This window comes from Rossellomorea sp. LjRoot5 (genome assembly GCF_964253455.1).
Classification (GTDB): Bacteria; Bacillota; Bacilli; order Bacillales; family Bacillaceae_B; genus Rossellomorea.
Window position 1 is genome coordinate 226,798 of the sequence record NZ_CAXUQN020000001.1, and the last position, 14,576, is coordinate 241,373.

At 45.3% G+C, this 14,576-nt stretch carries 15 protein-coding genes; 13 read left to right on the plus strand and 2 right to left on the minus strand.

Features of this window, described 5'->3' with window-relative positions:
- Window positions 1-9: 9 nt before the first annotated feature.
- Window positions 10-471 carry a hypothetical protein gene (locus ACSQ2E_RS01190; RefSeq protein WP_435988981.1) on the minus strand — a complete coding sequence of 154 codons (462 nt, stop codon included), beginning with the start codon at window positions 469-471 and terminating at the stop codon, window positions 10-12.
- A gap of 495 nt (window positions 472-966) precedes the next feature.
- On the opposite strand from ACSQ2E_RS01190, the gene ACSQ2E_RS01195 reads away from it, so the two are divergent.
- The 5 genes from ACSQ2E_RS01195 (at window position 967) to spoIID (ending at window position 5,774) form a co-directional block, all read left to right on the plus strand.
- Complete coding sequence (locus ACSQ2E_RS01195; RefSeq protein ID WP_435988982.1) at window positions 967-1,527, plus strand: hypothetical protein; 561 nt, start codon at window positions 967-969, stop codon at window positions 1,525-1,527.
- 211 nt (window positions 1,528-1,738) lie between these two features.
- Window positions 1,739-1,975 (plus strand): DUF1146 family protein, encoded by a 237-nt coding sequence (locus ACSQ2E_RS01200; protein WP_060672855.1) that lies wholly within the window; start codon window positions 1,739-1,741, stop codon window positions 1,973-1,975.
- A 219-nt stretch (window positions 1,976-2,194) separates the two neighbouring features.
- The gene (locus ACSQ2E_RS01205; RefSeq protein ID WP_435988983.1) at window positions 2,195-2,944 is read left to right on the plus strand and encodes a YwmB family TATA-box binding protein; all 750 of its coding nucleotides are present in this window, start codon (window positions 2,195-2,197) and stop codon (window positions 2,942-2,944) included.
- Window positions 2,945-2,976: 32 nt separating this feature from the next.
- Entirely contained in the window at window positions 2,977-4,284 is a 1,308-nt protein-coding gene (murA, locus tag ACSQ2E_RS01210) for a UDP-N-acetylglucosamine 1-carboxyvinyltransferase (protein WP_435988984.1), read from the plus strand.
- Window positions 4,285-4,760: 476 nt separating this feature from the next.
- Window positions 4,761-5,774, plus strand: a complete 1,014-nt coding sequence (gene spoIID / locus ACSQ2E_RS01215; protein ID WP_435988985.1) for a stage II sporulation protein D — start codon at window positions 4,761-4,763, stop codon at window positions 5,772-5,774.
- A 33-nt stretch (window positions 5,775-5,807) separates the two neighbouring features.
- Here the strand turns inward: spoIID and ACSQ2E_RS01220 are convergent, their stop codons facing one another.
- Window positions 5,808-6,245 (minus strand): VanZ family protein, encoded by a 438-nt coding sequence (locus tag ACSQ2E_RS01220; protein WP_435988986.1) that lies wholly within the window; start codon window positions 6,243-6,245, stop codon window positions 5,808-5,810.
- Between the two features lie 420 nt (window positions 6,246-6,665).
- Here ACSQ2E_RS01220 and ACSQ2E_RS01225 point away from each other — a divergent pair, with 420 nt between their 5' ends.
- The 8 genes from ACSQ2E_RS01225 (at window position 6,666) to ACSQ2E_RS01260 (ending at window position 14,565) form a co-directional block, all read left to right on the plus strand.
- Window positions 6,666-7,562, plus strand: coding sequence for a peptidoglycan DD-metalloendopeptidase family protein (locus ACSQ2E_RS01225; protein ID WP_435988987.1), 897 nt, complete (start codon window positions 6,666-6,668; stop codon window positions 7,560-7,562).
- Between the two features lie 291 nt (window positions 7,563-7,853).
- On the plus strand, window positions 7,854-8,036 hold the full coding sequence (locus ACSQ2E_RS01230) for a hypothetical protein (protein WP_435988988.1): 183 nt from the start codon (window positions 7,854-7,856) through the stop codon (window positions 8,034-8,036).
- Window positions 8,037-8,060: 24 nt separating this feature from the next.
- Window positions 8,061-8,363 carry a DUF4212 domain-containing protein gene (locus ACSQ2E_RS01235; RefSeq protein ID WP_435988989.1) on the plus strand — a complete coding sequence of 101 codons (303 nt, stop codon included), beginning with the start codon at window positions 8,061-8,063 and terminating at the stop codon, window positions 8,361-8,363.
- 33 nt (window positions 8,364-8,396) lie between these two features.
- Window positions 8,397-10,064 carry a sodium:solute symporter family protein gene (locus ACSQ2E_RS01240; RefSeq protein WP_435988990.1) on the plus strand — a complete coding sequence of 556 codons (1,668 nt, stop codon included), beginning with the start codon at window positions 8,397-8,399 and terminating at the stop codon, window positions 10,062-10,064.
- A gap of 878 nt (window positions 10,065-10,942) precedes the next feature.
- Entirely contained in the window at window positions 10,943-11,203 is a 261-nt protein-coding gene (gene spoIIID, locus ACSQ2E_RS01245) for a sporulation transcriptional regulator SpoIIID (RefSeq protein WP_034765200.1), read from the plus strand.
- A 562-nt stretch (window positions 11,204-11,765) separates the two neighbouring features.
- Window positions 11,766-12,776 carry a rod shape-determining protein gene (locus ACSQ2E_RS01250; RefSeq protein WP_098438738.1) on the plus strand — a complete coding sequence of 337 codons (1,011 nt, stop codon included), beginning with the start codon at window positions 11,766-11,768 and terminating at the stop codon, window positions 12,774-12,776.
- 47 nt (window positions 12,777-12,823) lie between these two features.
- Window positions 12,824-13,666 carry a flagellar hook-basal body protein gene (locus tag ACSQ2E_RS01255; protein WP_435988991.1) on the plus strand — a complete coding sequence of 281 codons (843 nt, stop codon included), beginning with the start codon at window positions 12,824-12,826 and terminating at the stop codon, window positions 13,664-13,666.
- A gap of 56 nt (window positions 13,667-13,722) precedes the next feature.
- Entirely contained in the window at window positions 13,723-14,565 is an 843-nt protein-coding gene (locus tag ACSQ2E_RS01260) for a flagellar hook-basal body protein (protein WP_435988992.1), read from the plus strand.
- The last annotated feature ends 11 nt before the right edge of the window (window positions 14,566-14,576 follow it).

A 14,576-nucleotide genomic window follows, 5' to 3' on the forward strand; every position in this document is an offset into this window, starting at 1 on the left:
TATAGAAGATTACTTCTCTTCTTCCGTTTTCTCTGCTTTTTTAGCCTTCACGCCGTAGCTGATGCTTTTGACATGGAATGCAGCCAGGCGGACAACCTCTTCATTCAATACGAGTGTGACGAATTCATCATTCGAATTCTCAAGTATTCCCTCGAGTTTCTCAGGACCACCGCGGTTGATGCTCACCCATTGATATTTCAAGCTGGTGAGTAAAGCTCCAAACGTGTCTTCCTTCATAAACTCCAGACCTTCTTCAGAAAGCTCCTCCACATTAAACGGCAGACCGGATTTAATGTTTTGGGAGATGCTCTTAACATGGGAAGTGTTGTAGTAAATCACTCCATCTTTTTCTGTTAAAAGAGCGAAATGATCGTCCCCTCCATAAAGAAGCTTTCCGGTACGCGATTCAGGACCGCCGCGATTCACCTTGACAACCTTCCCGACTAGCGAAGACATTAATTCTTTATTCATACCTGTTCCCTCCAGTTGTATATAAACATTTTCACTATATGTATATGTGACATGCCGTGACGTCGTACTACTACAGACGCCCTTTTTAGTGGACTAGTTGGCGTTAGGAGGGAAATGGGCAGGGGAAACGGAAGCTTTGTTGCGATTAAGAGGATAGTGGTTGGTTGATTTCCGCTGCAGGTGCTCGCTTTCCGCGGGGCGTGAGTTGAGCCTCCGCGGGCTTTCCCCTGTGGGGTTTCACTGCCCAGCTACGGCGGCTAGCCCCTCGAGGTCATAAGCTAAATGGCCCTAGAAGGCAAAAGGTCGCCTTCTTAGTCCATTCATCTTATGCTTGTCGGGGCTGAGCAAGCCGCCTCCGCATTTCATACTTTCCCGCTATTCCCGTCGGAGTCGAGCACCTTCCACTCCAATCAACTTTATAGGTGGTGGACTTATCTACTTCCATGCACAGCTAAAAACAGGTAATTAACAACGTGTTCAGTGGTGGATTTTAGCTTGAATAGTAAGAAACTATTTATTCGTTTTATTACGCTAGTAAGCTCTGTCACGATATCTCTTCAAGATGGTGAGGGGAACGGCGTAGACTCCTGCGGAAAAAACGGGCGTGCCGAGACCCCGGAAGCGAAGCTGAGGAGGCTTGGCCGTTCGTCCGCCGGAAAGCGAAGCCGTTCCCATCACCATCTATCGCACTCAAACATAGACAGAGCAATGGAAGTTCCTATGAAATTATTCCGAAAAAATCTTTATGAAAAAATAGGCTCTGATTTAGGCGGGGACAACCCAAACGCGGGAGGGGAAGGGAGCGTAGACTATAGGAAAGGACAAAAGGAGGATGGGAAAATGAGTTCGAAAAAAGGACAAGGAAAAGGGAAGCAGGAGTGTAAAAACTACGGCGAATATCAGTGGATGATCGGTGATATGGGTCAGCAGGATGCCAAAGGCGGCAAAGAGAAACAAAAGGGCCGGGGCAAACAGGCAAAATGCGGCTGCCAGGGATACTACTACGAATGCATGGAAAAAGGCCAAACAGGCAAAAAGAAAAAGAAAAAGAAATAGAAATAGAAATAGAAATAGAACCTCCAACCAACACCTCCCCGGTACACCTCACGTACCTAATGGAAACCACCCATTACAATCCTCAGTAATGGGTGGTTTTGTTGAGGGACGGACCTCTGCAAAAAATTTGCAAAATACATATATAGTTACTGAATAATGTGTTAAAATGGTCTATGTGTGTCGAATTTGGTCATTTGAAGGAGTGAGAAGAGTGGTGGAAAGCTTTGGTCAACAGGCCCTTGTCAGCATGCTTGTGCATCTATTTGTATTCGGGATTACGTTCTGGGCATTGCAAGCCATTCAGCTGGACAAGCTCCTGAAGAAGAATCGAGTCGCACAAGGGAGACTATTGTATATCCTACTAACGGTCGCAATCGGGTCAGCCGTCAGCCGTTTTTTACTGGATTATTACCTATGGTCTCAGAGCTTGCCGGTTTTCTTTGAATAAGTAGAGATCTGACAAAAAATAGGCCTTCCAGCATGTTTTCAAGGGGCACTGTTTTGAGTAAGATTAATTTTGTGTTCGTGCCTTTGTGAAAAAGTTTCAAAGTGAAACCCTTTTCATAAGACTCGCTTGAAAGCTCAATAATTGTAAAAAGATGACGACAATTTTCAAGTATGTTCTCCCCCTATTCGGACAGACTTTTAGTAAGGGGAGGAATGAAAAATGGGTCGGTATTTTTACATTATTTTAATCTTTTTGGTTGGATTAGGTTTTCTTCCTGTCATTAATGGGAACAACACTATCGTAGCCAAGCATTTATTAGACATTGAAAAGCTTGATCAAGCCATTGTTCATTCTCAAGGTCAGATAACTGAATGGTCTCTATATGCAAGAGAAAACAAAAAAAGCTTCACGAATAAAGGGTTTGCCAAATATAGTACTACTATGCAGGAAACATTTTCTGATTTTGACTGGGTGACAGAAAAGTCAGCTGAAGGAGTAGTGGTTGTGGGACAACGTCAGACGTCTCACGGGGAAGAAACCATTAAATTGCAGCATACCCCCACAAACGGGCATTCGGTATCGTACATTATGTATGAAATGCGCGGAAATCAGAAAACGTTGGGAGAAAAGACCAAGCAGCATATCAAGTCTGAATTTATCCCAAATATGGAAATCATTTTCACTTCTAAACCTATGATTTTCTCTTGTATAAAAGGCGAATTCAATGATAAGCTTGAGAAAGTTTTGTCGAATCAGGCTGTCGAACTAATGTCGAAATTAGACGCGAAAGAATTGGAATCACTTAAAGAAGAAGACTTTTATTCCATTTCAGCTTACTCGCAACAAATGTCACGGACTATACCAACAAAAAATGATGATATGAACATACAACTAGGTCTACGGAAAAGCGGAATGGGCGCTAAGACAACCTTTGTGATTGGCACACCCATCCTAATTATTGAATATTAATATAGAGAAATTGGACGCGGAGGGGAATACTCTTGGAAAAAATTATCGTCCGCGGCGGTCAGCGTTTAAGCGGTACAGTGCAAGTTGAAGGAGCAAAGAATGCCGTTTTACCAGTCATCGCTGCTACATTATTAGCAAGTGAAGGAAACAGTGTCATTAAAAATGTACCACCACTCTCCGATGTATATACGATTAATGAAGTATTACGTCATTTAAATACAGATGTAGAGTTTAACAATGGTGAAGTCATCGTGAATGCATCTAGAGAGTTGTTTGTAGAAGCACCATTCGAATATGTACGTAAAATGCGTGCATCTGTTCTTGTAATGGGTTCACTCTTAGGCCGTACGGGGAAAGCGCGTGTCGCTCTTCCTGGTGGCTGTGCGATTGGATCAAGACCGATCGACCAACACTTAAAAGGCTTTGAAGCAATGGGAGCCAAAGTGAAGGTAGGAAATGGTTTCATCGAAGCTGAAGTAGATGGAAGACTGAAAGGTGCCAAGGTGTATCTGGACTTCCCAAGTGTTGGGGCAACAGAAAACATCATGATGGCAGCCGTTCTTGCAGAAGGAACAACCATCCTTGAGAACGTAGCAAAAGAACCTGAAATCGTCGACTTAGCGAACTTCCTGAACAAAATGGGAGGAAGCGTGGTAGGTGCGGGAACCGGCACGATCCGTATCGAAGGTGTTGAACGCCTATACGGTGTCGAGCACAGCATCATCCCTGACCGTATCGAAGCAGGAACCTTCATGGTAGCTGCAGCGATCACTCAAGGTGATGTCCTTATAAAAGGTGCGATTCCTGAACATCTATCTTCATTAGTGGCGAAGATGGAAGAGATGGGCGTTACGATCATCGATGAAGAAGAAGGTCTTCGTGTCATCGGACCGGAGAAACTGAAATCCGTCGATATCAAAACAATGCCTCATCCAGGTTTCCCGACAGATATGCAATCCCAAATGATGGCATTGCTTCTGGCAGCTGACGGTACCAGCGTCATCACGGAAACCGTATTTGAAAATCGTTTCATGCATGCGGAAGAATTCCGCCGCATGGGAGCAGACATCAAGATCGAAGGACGCTCTGTCATCATGAACGGACCAACACCTCTTCAAGGGGCAGAAGTGGCTGCAACTGATCTTCGCGCTGCAGCAGCACTTTCCATCGCTGGTCTAGTGGCAGACGGTTATACTCGCGTAACAGAACTGAAGCATTTAGATCGTGGATATGTGAACTTCCATCAGAAGCTTGCAGGCCTTGGTGCCGATATCGAGCGTGTGAAAGAAGCGGAAGAAACTCCTGTTTCTGAGCAGCAAGACATGATCAAGGATGCGTAAATAGATAGTGAAAAAGGTGAGCTCTTTTTGGAGGGCTTGCCTTTTTTGTTTGGGGCTTTTGGTGTGGAGGGCGACGGGTATTTGGTGAAAAAAGTAATTCGACTGGATTAATGATTGTTTCGGCTGGATTATGTTCGGAATCGGCCGTTTTTTTCAGGAAAGTGGCTGGATTTTACAGGGGAACGGCTCTATTTCAGAAGAAAACGGCTGGATTCGGAAGTTGAGAGACCGAGATCCGGGTGTCACCAGTATATATTTTCAAAAGCACCACACTTATTTTCAAAAACCCCATTTTATTATCAAAACCACCCCATTTATTTTCAAAAACCAAAGTCCCCCTGCACGCTATCATTCCCTACCCCAAAACTCTCCCAATTCACACTCATAATTGCTTGTCCACTACCATACATATGAAAGAGAGTGGAGAAGTGTGCTAGGACATTCTCCTATTTAATCTTTCATTGGAGGCCGCGAACATGAAGCAGTTGAAACCCGTAGTGATCATCTTCTCAATCTTTATCAGCATCATCTTTATTGTACCTACTCTGCTGGTACTCCCATTTTCATCAGACAAGGAAACGGCCAACCTGGACGAAAAACTGAAAAACTCACTATCCGTTGAAGAATTGGCAGACTCGGTCGAGGTGGCGGTGTATCGATCCAGTCAGGATCTCATCGAAAAGCTCCCCCTTGAGCAGTATGTCGTAGGGGTAGTGGCGGGTGAAATGCCGGCCGATTTTGAAAAGGAAGCATTGAAGGCACAGGCCCTTGCAGCAAGGACGTATATGGTCAATCAGCTTCTGTCAGATGACCCTTCTGTGCCGAAGGGAGCCGATGTGACGGATACGGTATCCCATCAGGTCTATAAAAACCAAAAGGAACTGGCCACTCTATGGGGCTCCGACTACGACTGGAAAATCAAGAAGATTTCAGAAGCGGTCCTTGAAACGAAGGGGAAAGTTCTCACATATGATGATAAACCGATTACGGCCGCCTTCTTCTCGACAAGTAACGGCTATACGGAAAACTCAGAGGCATACTGGACAGATGATATCCCGTATTTACGGAGTGTGGAGAGTCCTTGGGACAAAGCATCACCCAAGTTTGAAGATCAAAAGATCATCCCGATCAATGAATTCAAACAGAAGCTAGGTGTCACACTGCCTAAGGACGGGTCGGTGGGAACGATCACATCAAGGACCGAAGGCAAAAGGGTGGCGAAAGTAGAAATCAATGGGAAAGAATTCACCGGGCGGGAGATCAGGGATAAATTGGGCCTCAGATCGTCGGACTTCACCTGGTACTTGAAGGATGACCATATCGTCATTGCCACAAAAGGGTTCGGCCACGGAGTCGGAATGAGCCAATACGGGGCAAATGGGATGGCGAAGGAAGGAAAGAATTATAAAGATATCGTGACCCATTATTATAAAGATGTAAAAATAACAGAGTCCAGCAAACTCCTGCAGAAGGTGACGGCACAAAGATAAGAAAAGGATTGAGTATGGTCATGGTGACCGTACTCAATCCTTTTTTACATAAGCTTCAAACCTCTTCATCGCCTTCGTCAACCTGTGATCCGGATTTCTGAAATAAGTGCGGTTTACGATCCAAAACAGGACCGTGACCCCGATCAGATCCTTGGCGGCATCAATCATCGTGGAAGACCGGTACGGTACGAAGGACTGATGGATCTCATCTATGAATCCGTAAAAAATGGCTACTAGTGCAACAGTGAAATTCAATGTGAACCGAAGCCTTCCGTGTGCGAGCAGTGCGACGACAAACAATGCATATAAAATCCCGAACTCAACCAAGTGGAGGGATTCCTTGATGAACCGGTCCATCCCATCATCAGGAAACCGCAGCACCGCATCATCGGGATTGCTCGACATGATCCAAATCAGTATCATATAAAGAAAAGGCGCATTCGTCAGCACATATTTAAGTAACGTTTTCATATTCCAGTCGTCCTTTCTGTTTTTATTATTGTACCATGCAGGGAGATTACAGGAATCTGTCAGATTGAAATATCCGAGATTTTGTCACATGTTGCTTAACATGTAGTTTTTCGTATTTTAGTTATATTAGAAACTTATCCTAGTAAAGTTGATTGAAGCGGAAGGTGCTCGACTCCTGCGGGAAACGCTGGACAGGTGAGACCCCGGAGGGCAAAGCCCGAGGAGGCTCACCGCCAGCCCCGCGGAAAGCGAGCACCTGAAGCGGAAATCAACCAGCATTCGCTTTTTAAAAAATTCAATAAAATCCATAGATCATACATATTCCTCCCCACTTTGTCGAAACATAAGAAATTAAAATTTTTTTGCCAATGTGTATATATTTTCAGAATTCTGTTCAGAATGATTGCTGAGGTGATGAAAATGAGAGAGGAAGAAAAGAAACAACCTTCTCAAAACTTTTTGAAAAGACGTTGGGCATACCCAGCAATCTATTTAGCAAGTGCAGCAATCATTATCACGGGGATTCTGTGGTACCAGGCAGGAAATGATGTAAACGAGAAAGCCAAGGATTACAGCTATGATGGAGTTCCTACTGACAATGAGTTCAACCAGCCTGCAGAAGAAGTCAATCGTTCATTGGAAAACTTTGTAATGCCTGTTTCAAGCCCTGAAGATACAGTGATCGAAAAACAATTCTACGACACTGAAGCTTCAGCTGAAGAACAGGAAGCTGCCCTAGTCGTGTATGGAAACATGTACTACCCGAACCAAGGAGTCGACATCTCGAAAGACGGGAAGGAATTCGATGTTCTGGCTGCCATGAGCGGTACAGTCACAAAGGTTCAGGAAGATTCCTTACTTGGTAATACGATTGAAATCGAGCACAGCAAAGGCATCGTGACTCGTTATCAATCAGTGAAAGATTTTGAAGTCGCGGTTGGAGATGTAGTCGATCAAGGACAAGCCATTGCGAAATCAGGAAAGAGCTTATTCAATGAAGAGGCCGGCGTTCACGTACACTTTGAAATCCGTAAAGCGGATGTTGCTGTGAATCCAATGGAATACTTCAATAAGTCTCTTGCCACTCTTCAAGAAGCACAGCTTGAAGACAAGAAAGTTTCAGGTGACCAGCCGGATGCAGAAGCTGCTGAAGAAAATGCCGTAGAAGACCAAGCTAGCGAAAACAAAGCTACCGAGGACAAAGCTACGGAAGAAAAAGACGCAGCTGAAGAAAACAAGTCCACTGAAGAAAAACAGGACCAGGCCAAGCCGAAACAAGAAAGCAAAGACAGCGCTGACGTAAAAGACGAAGAGTAACACCTATAAATGAGGGCTGACCGAAATAACGGTCAGCCTTTTTGCTTGTCCAAAAAAATTTCCTTGGAAATTCGACAGGGAGGAAGGTTTACTGGAAAAGCATTTCCAGTGTCATTCTATTAATCAATCTAACCATATGTTCAAATATCTTTATTTTAGAAAAATGAATGGGGAACATATGTCGCACGGTTGTCGTTTTTTCTTTATTGACCAGGCTTTTTCCAGTAAAGATAATGATGGCATGAGTGAAATTTCAGAAAATTAAGTCTTTGGAAAGCGGGAGGTGAAACGTTGATCTACTTCAGTCTATTTTTACTCATCACAGGAGGGTGCATCATCCTTGCCCTGAGAAAGAAGCGGGCATTCTTTCTGACCATACCATTCGTGTCTTTATTCATTTATTTTATTGTGCAGATCGCCATTGTCCCGGTGCCGTTTATTGAAACAGTGAAGTTTATTTTCAGTTTAAAATAATGAGCTTGAAAAGGGGTTACGTACATGAAGAAAATTGATAGAGCGAAAGCCGATCGGTATTTTAAAGAAAAAAATCGATATATGGCACTGTATTTAGTCATCTGGCTCCTTTCCTCCTTTGGTATCGTGCTGTTTGCCGAAAGCTTCTCCACCTTTACCATTAACGGATTTCCGTTCCATTATTTCATGGGCGCTCAAGGATCGATCATCATTTTTATTGTTTTGCTTTACGTGAATGCGAAGGTGAGTGACGTGATCGATAAGAAATATGGTCTGGATGAAAGCCGGAATGAGCAGATTAGCTACGGAAAAACGCTGGATCATTAAATTAAATAGAGAAGAAATAGGGGGAAAGAATGAATGGATACTCAGTTTATCGTATCGACGTCTATTATACTGTTGACCTTTGCGTTATATATCGGAATAGCGGTTTATAACAAAGCGAAAGCAACATCGGATTTCTATGTAGCCGGTCGCGGGGTGCCGCCGATCTTTAACGGGATGGCGATCGGGGCTGACTGGATGAGTGCGGCATCGTTCATTGGACTGGCTGGTACTGTCATGATTCTCGGTTATGACGGGCTTGCTTATATAATGGGGTGGACAGGCGGATATTTATTGTTGACCTTCCTCCTCGCACCACAGCTCAGGAAGTATGGACGGTATACCGTGCCGGAATTCATCGGGGACCGGTATAACAGTCACACAGCCCGGGTCATCGCCGCCATCTGTACGATTATTATCAGTTTCACGTACTCGATCGGTCAACTGTCAGGTTCGGGTGTGGTCATCGGCCGTCTATTTGAAATCGATGCCAAGGTCGGAACGATGATCGGGGTCGTCCTCATTGCCTTTTACGCTGCGTTCGGCGGCATGAAGGGGATCACGTGGACTCAGGTAGCTCAGTATATCGTATTGATCATTGCGTACTTGATCCCGGTCATCTTCATGTCCCTGCAAATAACAGGAAACCCTGCTCCGTGGATCTCTTACGGGGAGCTGGTCGGGAAAATCGGTGAACTCGACCGTGAGCTCGGTGTGTCGGAATACTTCGCTCCTTTTACAAACGGGACGAAGTGGCAGTTCATGGCCCTCATGTTCACACTGATGGCCGGTACCGCCGGGCTTCCCCATGTCATCGTCCGGTTCTATACCGTTTCCACGATGAAGGCGGCGCGCTGGTCAGGTGCGTGGGCACTCCTTTTCATCGGGCTTCTTTATCTATCAGCGCCAGCTTATGCAGCCTTCTCCCGGTTTATTTTGATGACAAAAGTAGCGGGAAGCAAAATCAGTGATTTGCCTGCCTGGACGGCCTCATGGGTCGACACGGGGAAACTGCAGGTGGCTGATGCGAATGGAGACGGGATCCTCCAATGGAAGGAAATCATCATTTCGAATGATATCGTCGTCATGGCGACACCGGAGATCGCGAACCTTGGCGTATTCGTCATTGGGCTCGTGGCGGCAGGTGCCATGGCAGCGGCGTTATCGACGGCAGGCGGATTGATGATCGCGATTTCGTCTTCCTTTGCACACGATATTTACTACCGCGTATTCAAACCGAATGCGACCGAGCGGAATCGTCTGGCGGTTGCACGCTGGTCGATTGTTGTGGCTACTGTCCTGGCCGGAGTGGTGGCGCTGAATCCTCCAGGGGTCATCACCCAAATCGTCGCCTGGGCCTTCGCCCTGGCGTCAGGGACGTTCTTCCCGGCCCTCTTACTTGGAGTCTGGTGGAAGCGCTCCAATGCCCAGGGGGTGATCGCAGGGATGCTTGTGGGGCTGGCGGTGACTCTCACCTACATCTTTCTGGCGCGATCAGGCATTACCCTGTTCGGAATCATTGACACAGGAGCAGGTGTGTTCGGGGCAGCCTCAGCGGCCATTGCAAATATCGTCGTGTCCCTCATGACGAAGGCACCTTCACAGAAGATCCAGGAAGAAGTAATGGACCTTCGATATCCGGAACAGATGACCTTTAAAGACGGGGAAGTCTGGGTGGATGATGAGGTTGATTTTAAAGCATGATGGATAGAAGCCTTAGAGGGGCGTAATATTAAAAATAAGCGGAAATTTTCCGGTTAAGAGTTTAAGAATGGAGCTTTGTTCGGGATATAAGCGGAGTTATTCCGGTTAAGCAAAGCAAAATGGAGCATTTTTACGTTTATCGAGTAAATAGCCGGAATCTTTCAGGCTATTTAAGATATTTTCAGTTCTATTTGATAAATAAGCGGAATTCCTCCGCTTATTTATCAAACTGGCTTTAGCATCTATTGAACATGTATAGAAGAAAATTCGAAAAAGGCTTAGGGATATTTGCATCTCTAAGCCTTTTTGATTGTGATATAAACTGTAGATTATGCTCTGGCAGTGTATGTGATTGCTATAACCGTTTTGCACCTCAAGTAAATCCGTTCTGGGAATCCCGGTACAGATTTTTCCTTTGAACAGAGAAAATCAGACATTTTCACAGATTCATCGACTCATTTCTCAGGAAATAGTGAGGGAAGGGGAAATGATACAGATGATGTCGAATGGCATCGGATCATTCGTCATGTCAGGAATTCGGGTCCATTTAACCATGTAGAGGTCCGTCCCTCACAGTCATTTTTCAGAAAATTCAATCGAAACCTTGTCCTTATTGTGTTTTTTGTGCATATATGTGGGCACAAGCTAATAAAATGAAACAAACCTATCAAAAAGAGAGTGTTTGAGGTGAGGAATCGTCATTACACCATTGATCATTAGCTGAATAAGTTGTTTATACGTTGTAACATCAGGAAGCTGCCGTCCTAAATAAGGCTTTCTGCCGCTTGCCCATGAGCAAGGGGTCTATACTATATCATTGATGCGAAAGCGAGTCTCATTTCACACTTCTCACATCCAATTTAGGGAGGTCGAGTGGTGTGCACGATTACATCAAAGAGAGAACAATCAAGATTGGTAAGTATATCGTGGAGACGAAAAAAACTGTTCGTGTAATTGCGAAGGAGTTTGGCGTGTCCAAAAGTACTGTCCATAAAGATTTAACGGAACGACTGCCAGAAATCAATCCGGATCTCGCAAATGAAGTCAAAACCATACTTGATTACCATAAATCAATCCGGCATCTACGAGGTGGAGAGGCAACCAAGCAGAAGTACAAAAAAGAAGAGCTCCACAGTTAACACAAATACGCCAAGCCCCAGAATGATGGGTTGTGCTTGGTGTGTTTTTGTGTTTGGGTGAGTGGTTGTTTGGTGTACCCTGTGTTGTTGTACCAGGTACAAATGGTTAAAAGTGTACCAGGTACAAGAAGAAGTTGTTGTACCAGGTACAAAGAACCGTGGATGTACCAGGTACAAAAAACCATGAATGTACCAGGTACAATTTATGCATCCGACTGATTTTTGACTGCTGATTTCAAGATGAAATTCACCTGTCAAAAAACCAGAAAAAATCAGCAGGTGAAATCACTTAACTATTCAGCAGCTGAACCCCAAAATCCCCCCACCAACAACCAAATTTAATACTCCTGTAATATCCCTCTCTAAAACACCTATCTTTTCCCAAAATAATAACAATATCAATACATTTTTTTGACAAAGAATATCGCCACTCGACATATTTATGGTAAAATAGTTAATTAGGTGAAAGTTTTACCTTAACGTTTTTGCGTAATGACATAAAGATGAAACCATAGATGAAATACAATGTTGAAATTGTAAAAGTAGAAGGGAGAAACATAAGATGTTCGCGAAAGATATTGGGATTGACCTTGGTACGGCTAATGTATTGATTCATGTTAAAGGAAAAGGGATTGTCTTGAATGAGCCATCCGTCGTGGCACTGGATAAGAATACGGGTAAGGTACTAGCTGTAGGTGAGGAAGCGCGCCGCATGGTTGGACGTACTCCTGGAAATATTGTGGCGACTCGCCCGCTGAAAGATGGAGTCATCGCAGACTTTGATGTGACAGAAGCGATGCTGAAACATTTCATCAATAAACTCAATGTAAAAGGATTCCTTTCGAAACCGCGCATTTTGATTTGCTGCCCGACGAACATCACGAGCGTTGAGCAAAAGGCGATCAGGGAAGCGGCTGAAAAGAGTGGCGGGAAGAAGATTTATCTTGAGGAAGAGCCTAAAGTGGCGGCGATCGGTGCCGGGATGGACATCTTCAATCCGACTGGAAACATGGTCGTGGATATCGGTGGAGGAACAACGGATGTAGCGGTTCTTTCCATGGGTGACATCGTGACGAGTCAGTCCATCAAAATGGCCGGGGATAAATTTGACCACGAAATTCTGAATTATATTAAAAAAGAGTACAAGCTTCTGATCGGGGAGCGTACAGCTGAAGATATCAAGGTGAATATCGGGACGGTATTCTCTGAAACACTTGACGAAGATCGCAAGGAAATGAGCATCCGCGGACGTGATATGGTATCAGGACTTCCACGTACGATCACTGTGACATCGAAGGAAATCGAAGGGGCTCTTCGTGAGTCAGTGGCGGTCATCGTACAGGCAGCGAAAAATGTCCTTGAGAAGACGCCGCCGGAATTATCAGCGGACATTATTGACCGCGGAGTTATTTTAACAGGTGGTGGAGCCCTTCTTCACGGAATGGATACGCTTCTTGCAGAAGAACTGAAAGTACCGGTATTGATTGCGGAGAACCCGATGGATTGTGTAGCAATCGGAACGGGATTGATGCTTGAGAATATCGATAAGATTTCGAGAAGAAGAATCGGGTAAAACCCATGCGCCATTGATCCGATATAACGGTTAAGAGGTGAAAGTAGATGTTTAGAGGATTTTATACAGTAGCATCCGGCATGCTTTCTCAACAGCGGAAGACCGAGATGCTGACGAACAATATGTCGAATGCCAATACACCGGGCTACAAAGCGGATCAGGCTTCGATGCGGGCGTTTCCTGAAATGCTGATGGATAGGATGGATTCCACATCGATCCCGACTGAAAAAAAGCTGTCGCTTCCTTTTAATCAAAGAGTGGGGGCACTCAATACAGGTGTGTATATGCAGGAAACGATCCCTTCCTTTGTGCAGGGTGATCTTCAGGAAACGGGTCGCGGCTTGGATGTGGCGCTTCTGGATGGTTCCATGCCTGTTGATGAAGAGACAGGAATCCGTGGATCGGTGTTCCTGACGGTGGAAGGAACGGATGGATCACCACGCTATACGCGAAACGGAAATCTGACAGTGAACGGCAACGGTTTCCTCACCACGAACAGCGGTTTTTATATGCTGGATGAAAATGGTGACCGGATTCAACTGGCAAGCGATCAGTTCACGGTCGGGGAAAATGGTCAGATTGTCGTGGATGGGAATGCCGTCGCAACATTGGGAGTAGGTTACTCGGATAACCCGAACCTGTTAGTCAAGCAGGGAGATGGGCTGTTTGCCACAGAAGGTACTGCAGTTCTTCCGGACGCGTATGAAGAAGAGAATGTTTCTTTTGCTGCCAAGCAGGGCTTTCTGGAGCGATCCAATGTCGATGCTTCCCGTACGATGACCGACATGATGTCGGCGTACCGGGCTTTCGAAGCCAATCAGAAAGTGCTTCAGGCGTATGACCGGAGTATGGAAAAGGCAGCCAACGAAATCGGCAGGGTCAACGGATAGCAAGTATTGTAAATGAATTTCGTCACTGAATACCTTATAATAGGGGAGAACGTGTCATGAATCGGACGATGATTACAGCAACCAACACATTAGGCCAATTGCAGAAACAGATGGATATGATTGGTCATAATCTTTCGAACGCAGATACAAATGGATACAAGCGCAGGGATGCAACTTTCTCCGAGATGCTTGTGCAACAGGTGAAAAATCAGAGCGTAGACAAGTTCGAAACAGGCAGGTTAACCCCTCTTGGAGTCAGGGAAGGGAACGGTGCCAAACTTTCACAGGCGCAGCTGATCCTGAATCAGGGGTCGTTGAAAGCTACAGGCCGCTCTCTGGACTTCGCGTTGACCAGCGACCGTCAGTTCTTCAAGGTGCTGGCGGCTGATGAAGACTCGAGTGCCGTACGCTACACGAGGGACGGAGCATTCTCTGCGAGTCCTACCGGGAACGGGGAAATGATGCTCGTGAACGGAAGCGGGCTGCCGGTACTGGATGAGAATGATAACTATATTACGTTTTCTGAGGATGCCTCTTCCTTTCAGCTTGGTGATAACGGGGTTCTGACCGTTACAGGTGCCGGTGGGGGAGAAGAACGATTTAACCTCGGCGTTGTGACCGTTGAAAAATCTCAATTTCTGGAGCAATTTGGCGGGAACCTGTTAGGTTTTGCAGACAACCTGGATGAACTAGGCGTCACGGAAGATGAAGTGGTGACCAACGTCACGGGTGGAGCACGATCTGATATTTCCATGGTTCAGAATTCGTTAGAAGGATCGAACGTGGATATCAGTAAAGAAATGACGGACATGCTGAGTGTTCAACGATCATATCAATTCCAGGCGCGATCGATCTCCCTTGCAGATCAAATGATGGGCCTTGTAAATGGGATACGCTAAAAGGAGTTAAA

Bases quoted from the DNA above. Each gene is read 5' to 3' on its own strand.
- ACSQ2E_RS01190 (WP_435988981.1), bottom strand. From the start codon at position 471: ATGAATAAAGAATTAATGTCTTCGCTAGTCGGGAAGGTTGTCAAGGTG.
- ACSQ2E_RS01205 (WP_435988983.1), top strand. From the start codon at position 2,195: ATGGGTCGGTATTTTTACATTATTTTAATCTTTTTGGTTGGATTAGGT.
- spoIID (WP_435988985.1), top strand. From the start codon at position 4,761: ATGAAGCAGTTGAAACCCGTAGTGATCATCTTCTCAATCTTTATCAGC.
- ACSQ2E_RS01220 (WP_435988986.1), bottom strand. From the start codon at position 6,245: ATGAAAACGTTACTTAAATATGTGCTGACGAATGCGCCTTTTCTTTAT.
- ACSQ2E_RS01225 (WP_435988987.1), top strand. From the start codon at position 6,666: ATGAGAGAGGAAGAAAAGAAACAACCTTCTCAAAACTTTTTGAAAAGA.
- ACSQ2E_RS01235 (WP_435988989.1), top strand. From the start codon at position 8,061: ATGAAGAAAATTGATAGAGCGAAAGCCGATCGGTATTTTAAAGAAAAA.
- ACSQ2E_RS01240 (WP_435988990.1), top strand. From the start codon at position 8,397: ATGGATACTCAGTTTATCGTATCGACGTCTATTATACTGTTGACCTTT.
- ACSQ2E_RS01250 (WP_098438738.1), top strand. From the start codon at position 11,766: ATGTTCGCGAAAGATATTGGGATTGACCTTGGTACGGCTAATGTATTG.
- ACSQ2E_RS01255 (WP_435988991.1), top strand. From the start codon at position 12,824: ATGTTTAGAGGATTTTATACAGTAGCATCCGGCATGCTTTCTCAACAG.
- ACSQ2E_RS01260 (WP_435988992.1), top strand. From the start codon at position 13,723: ATGAATCGGACGATGATTACAGCAACCAACACATTAGGCCAATTGCAG.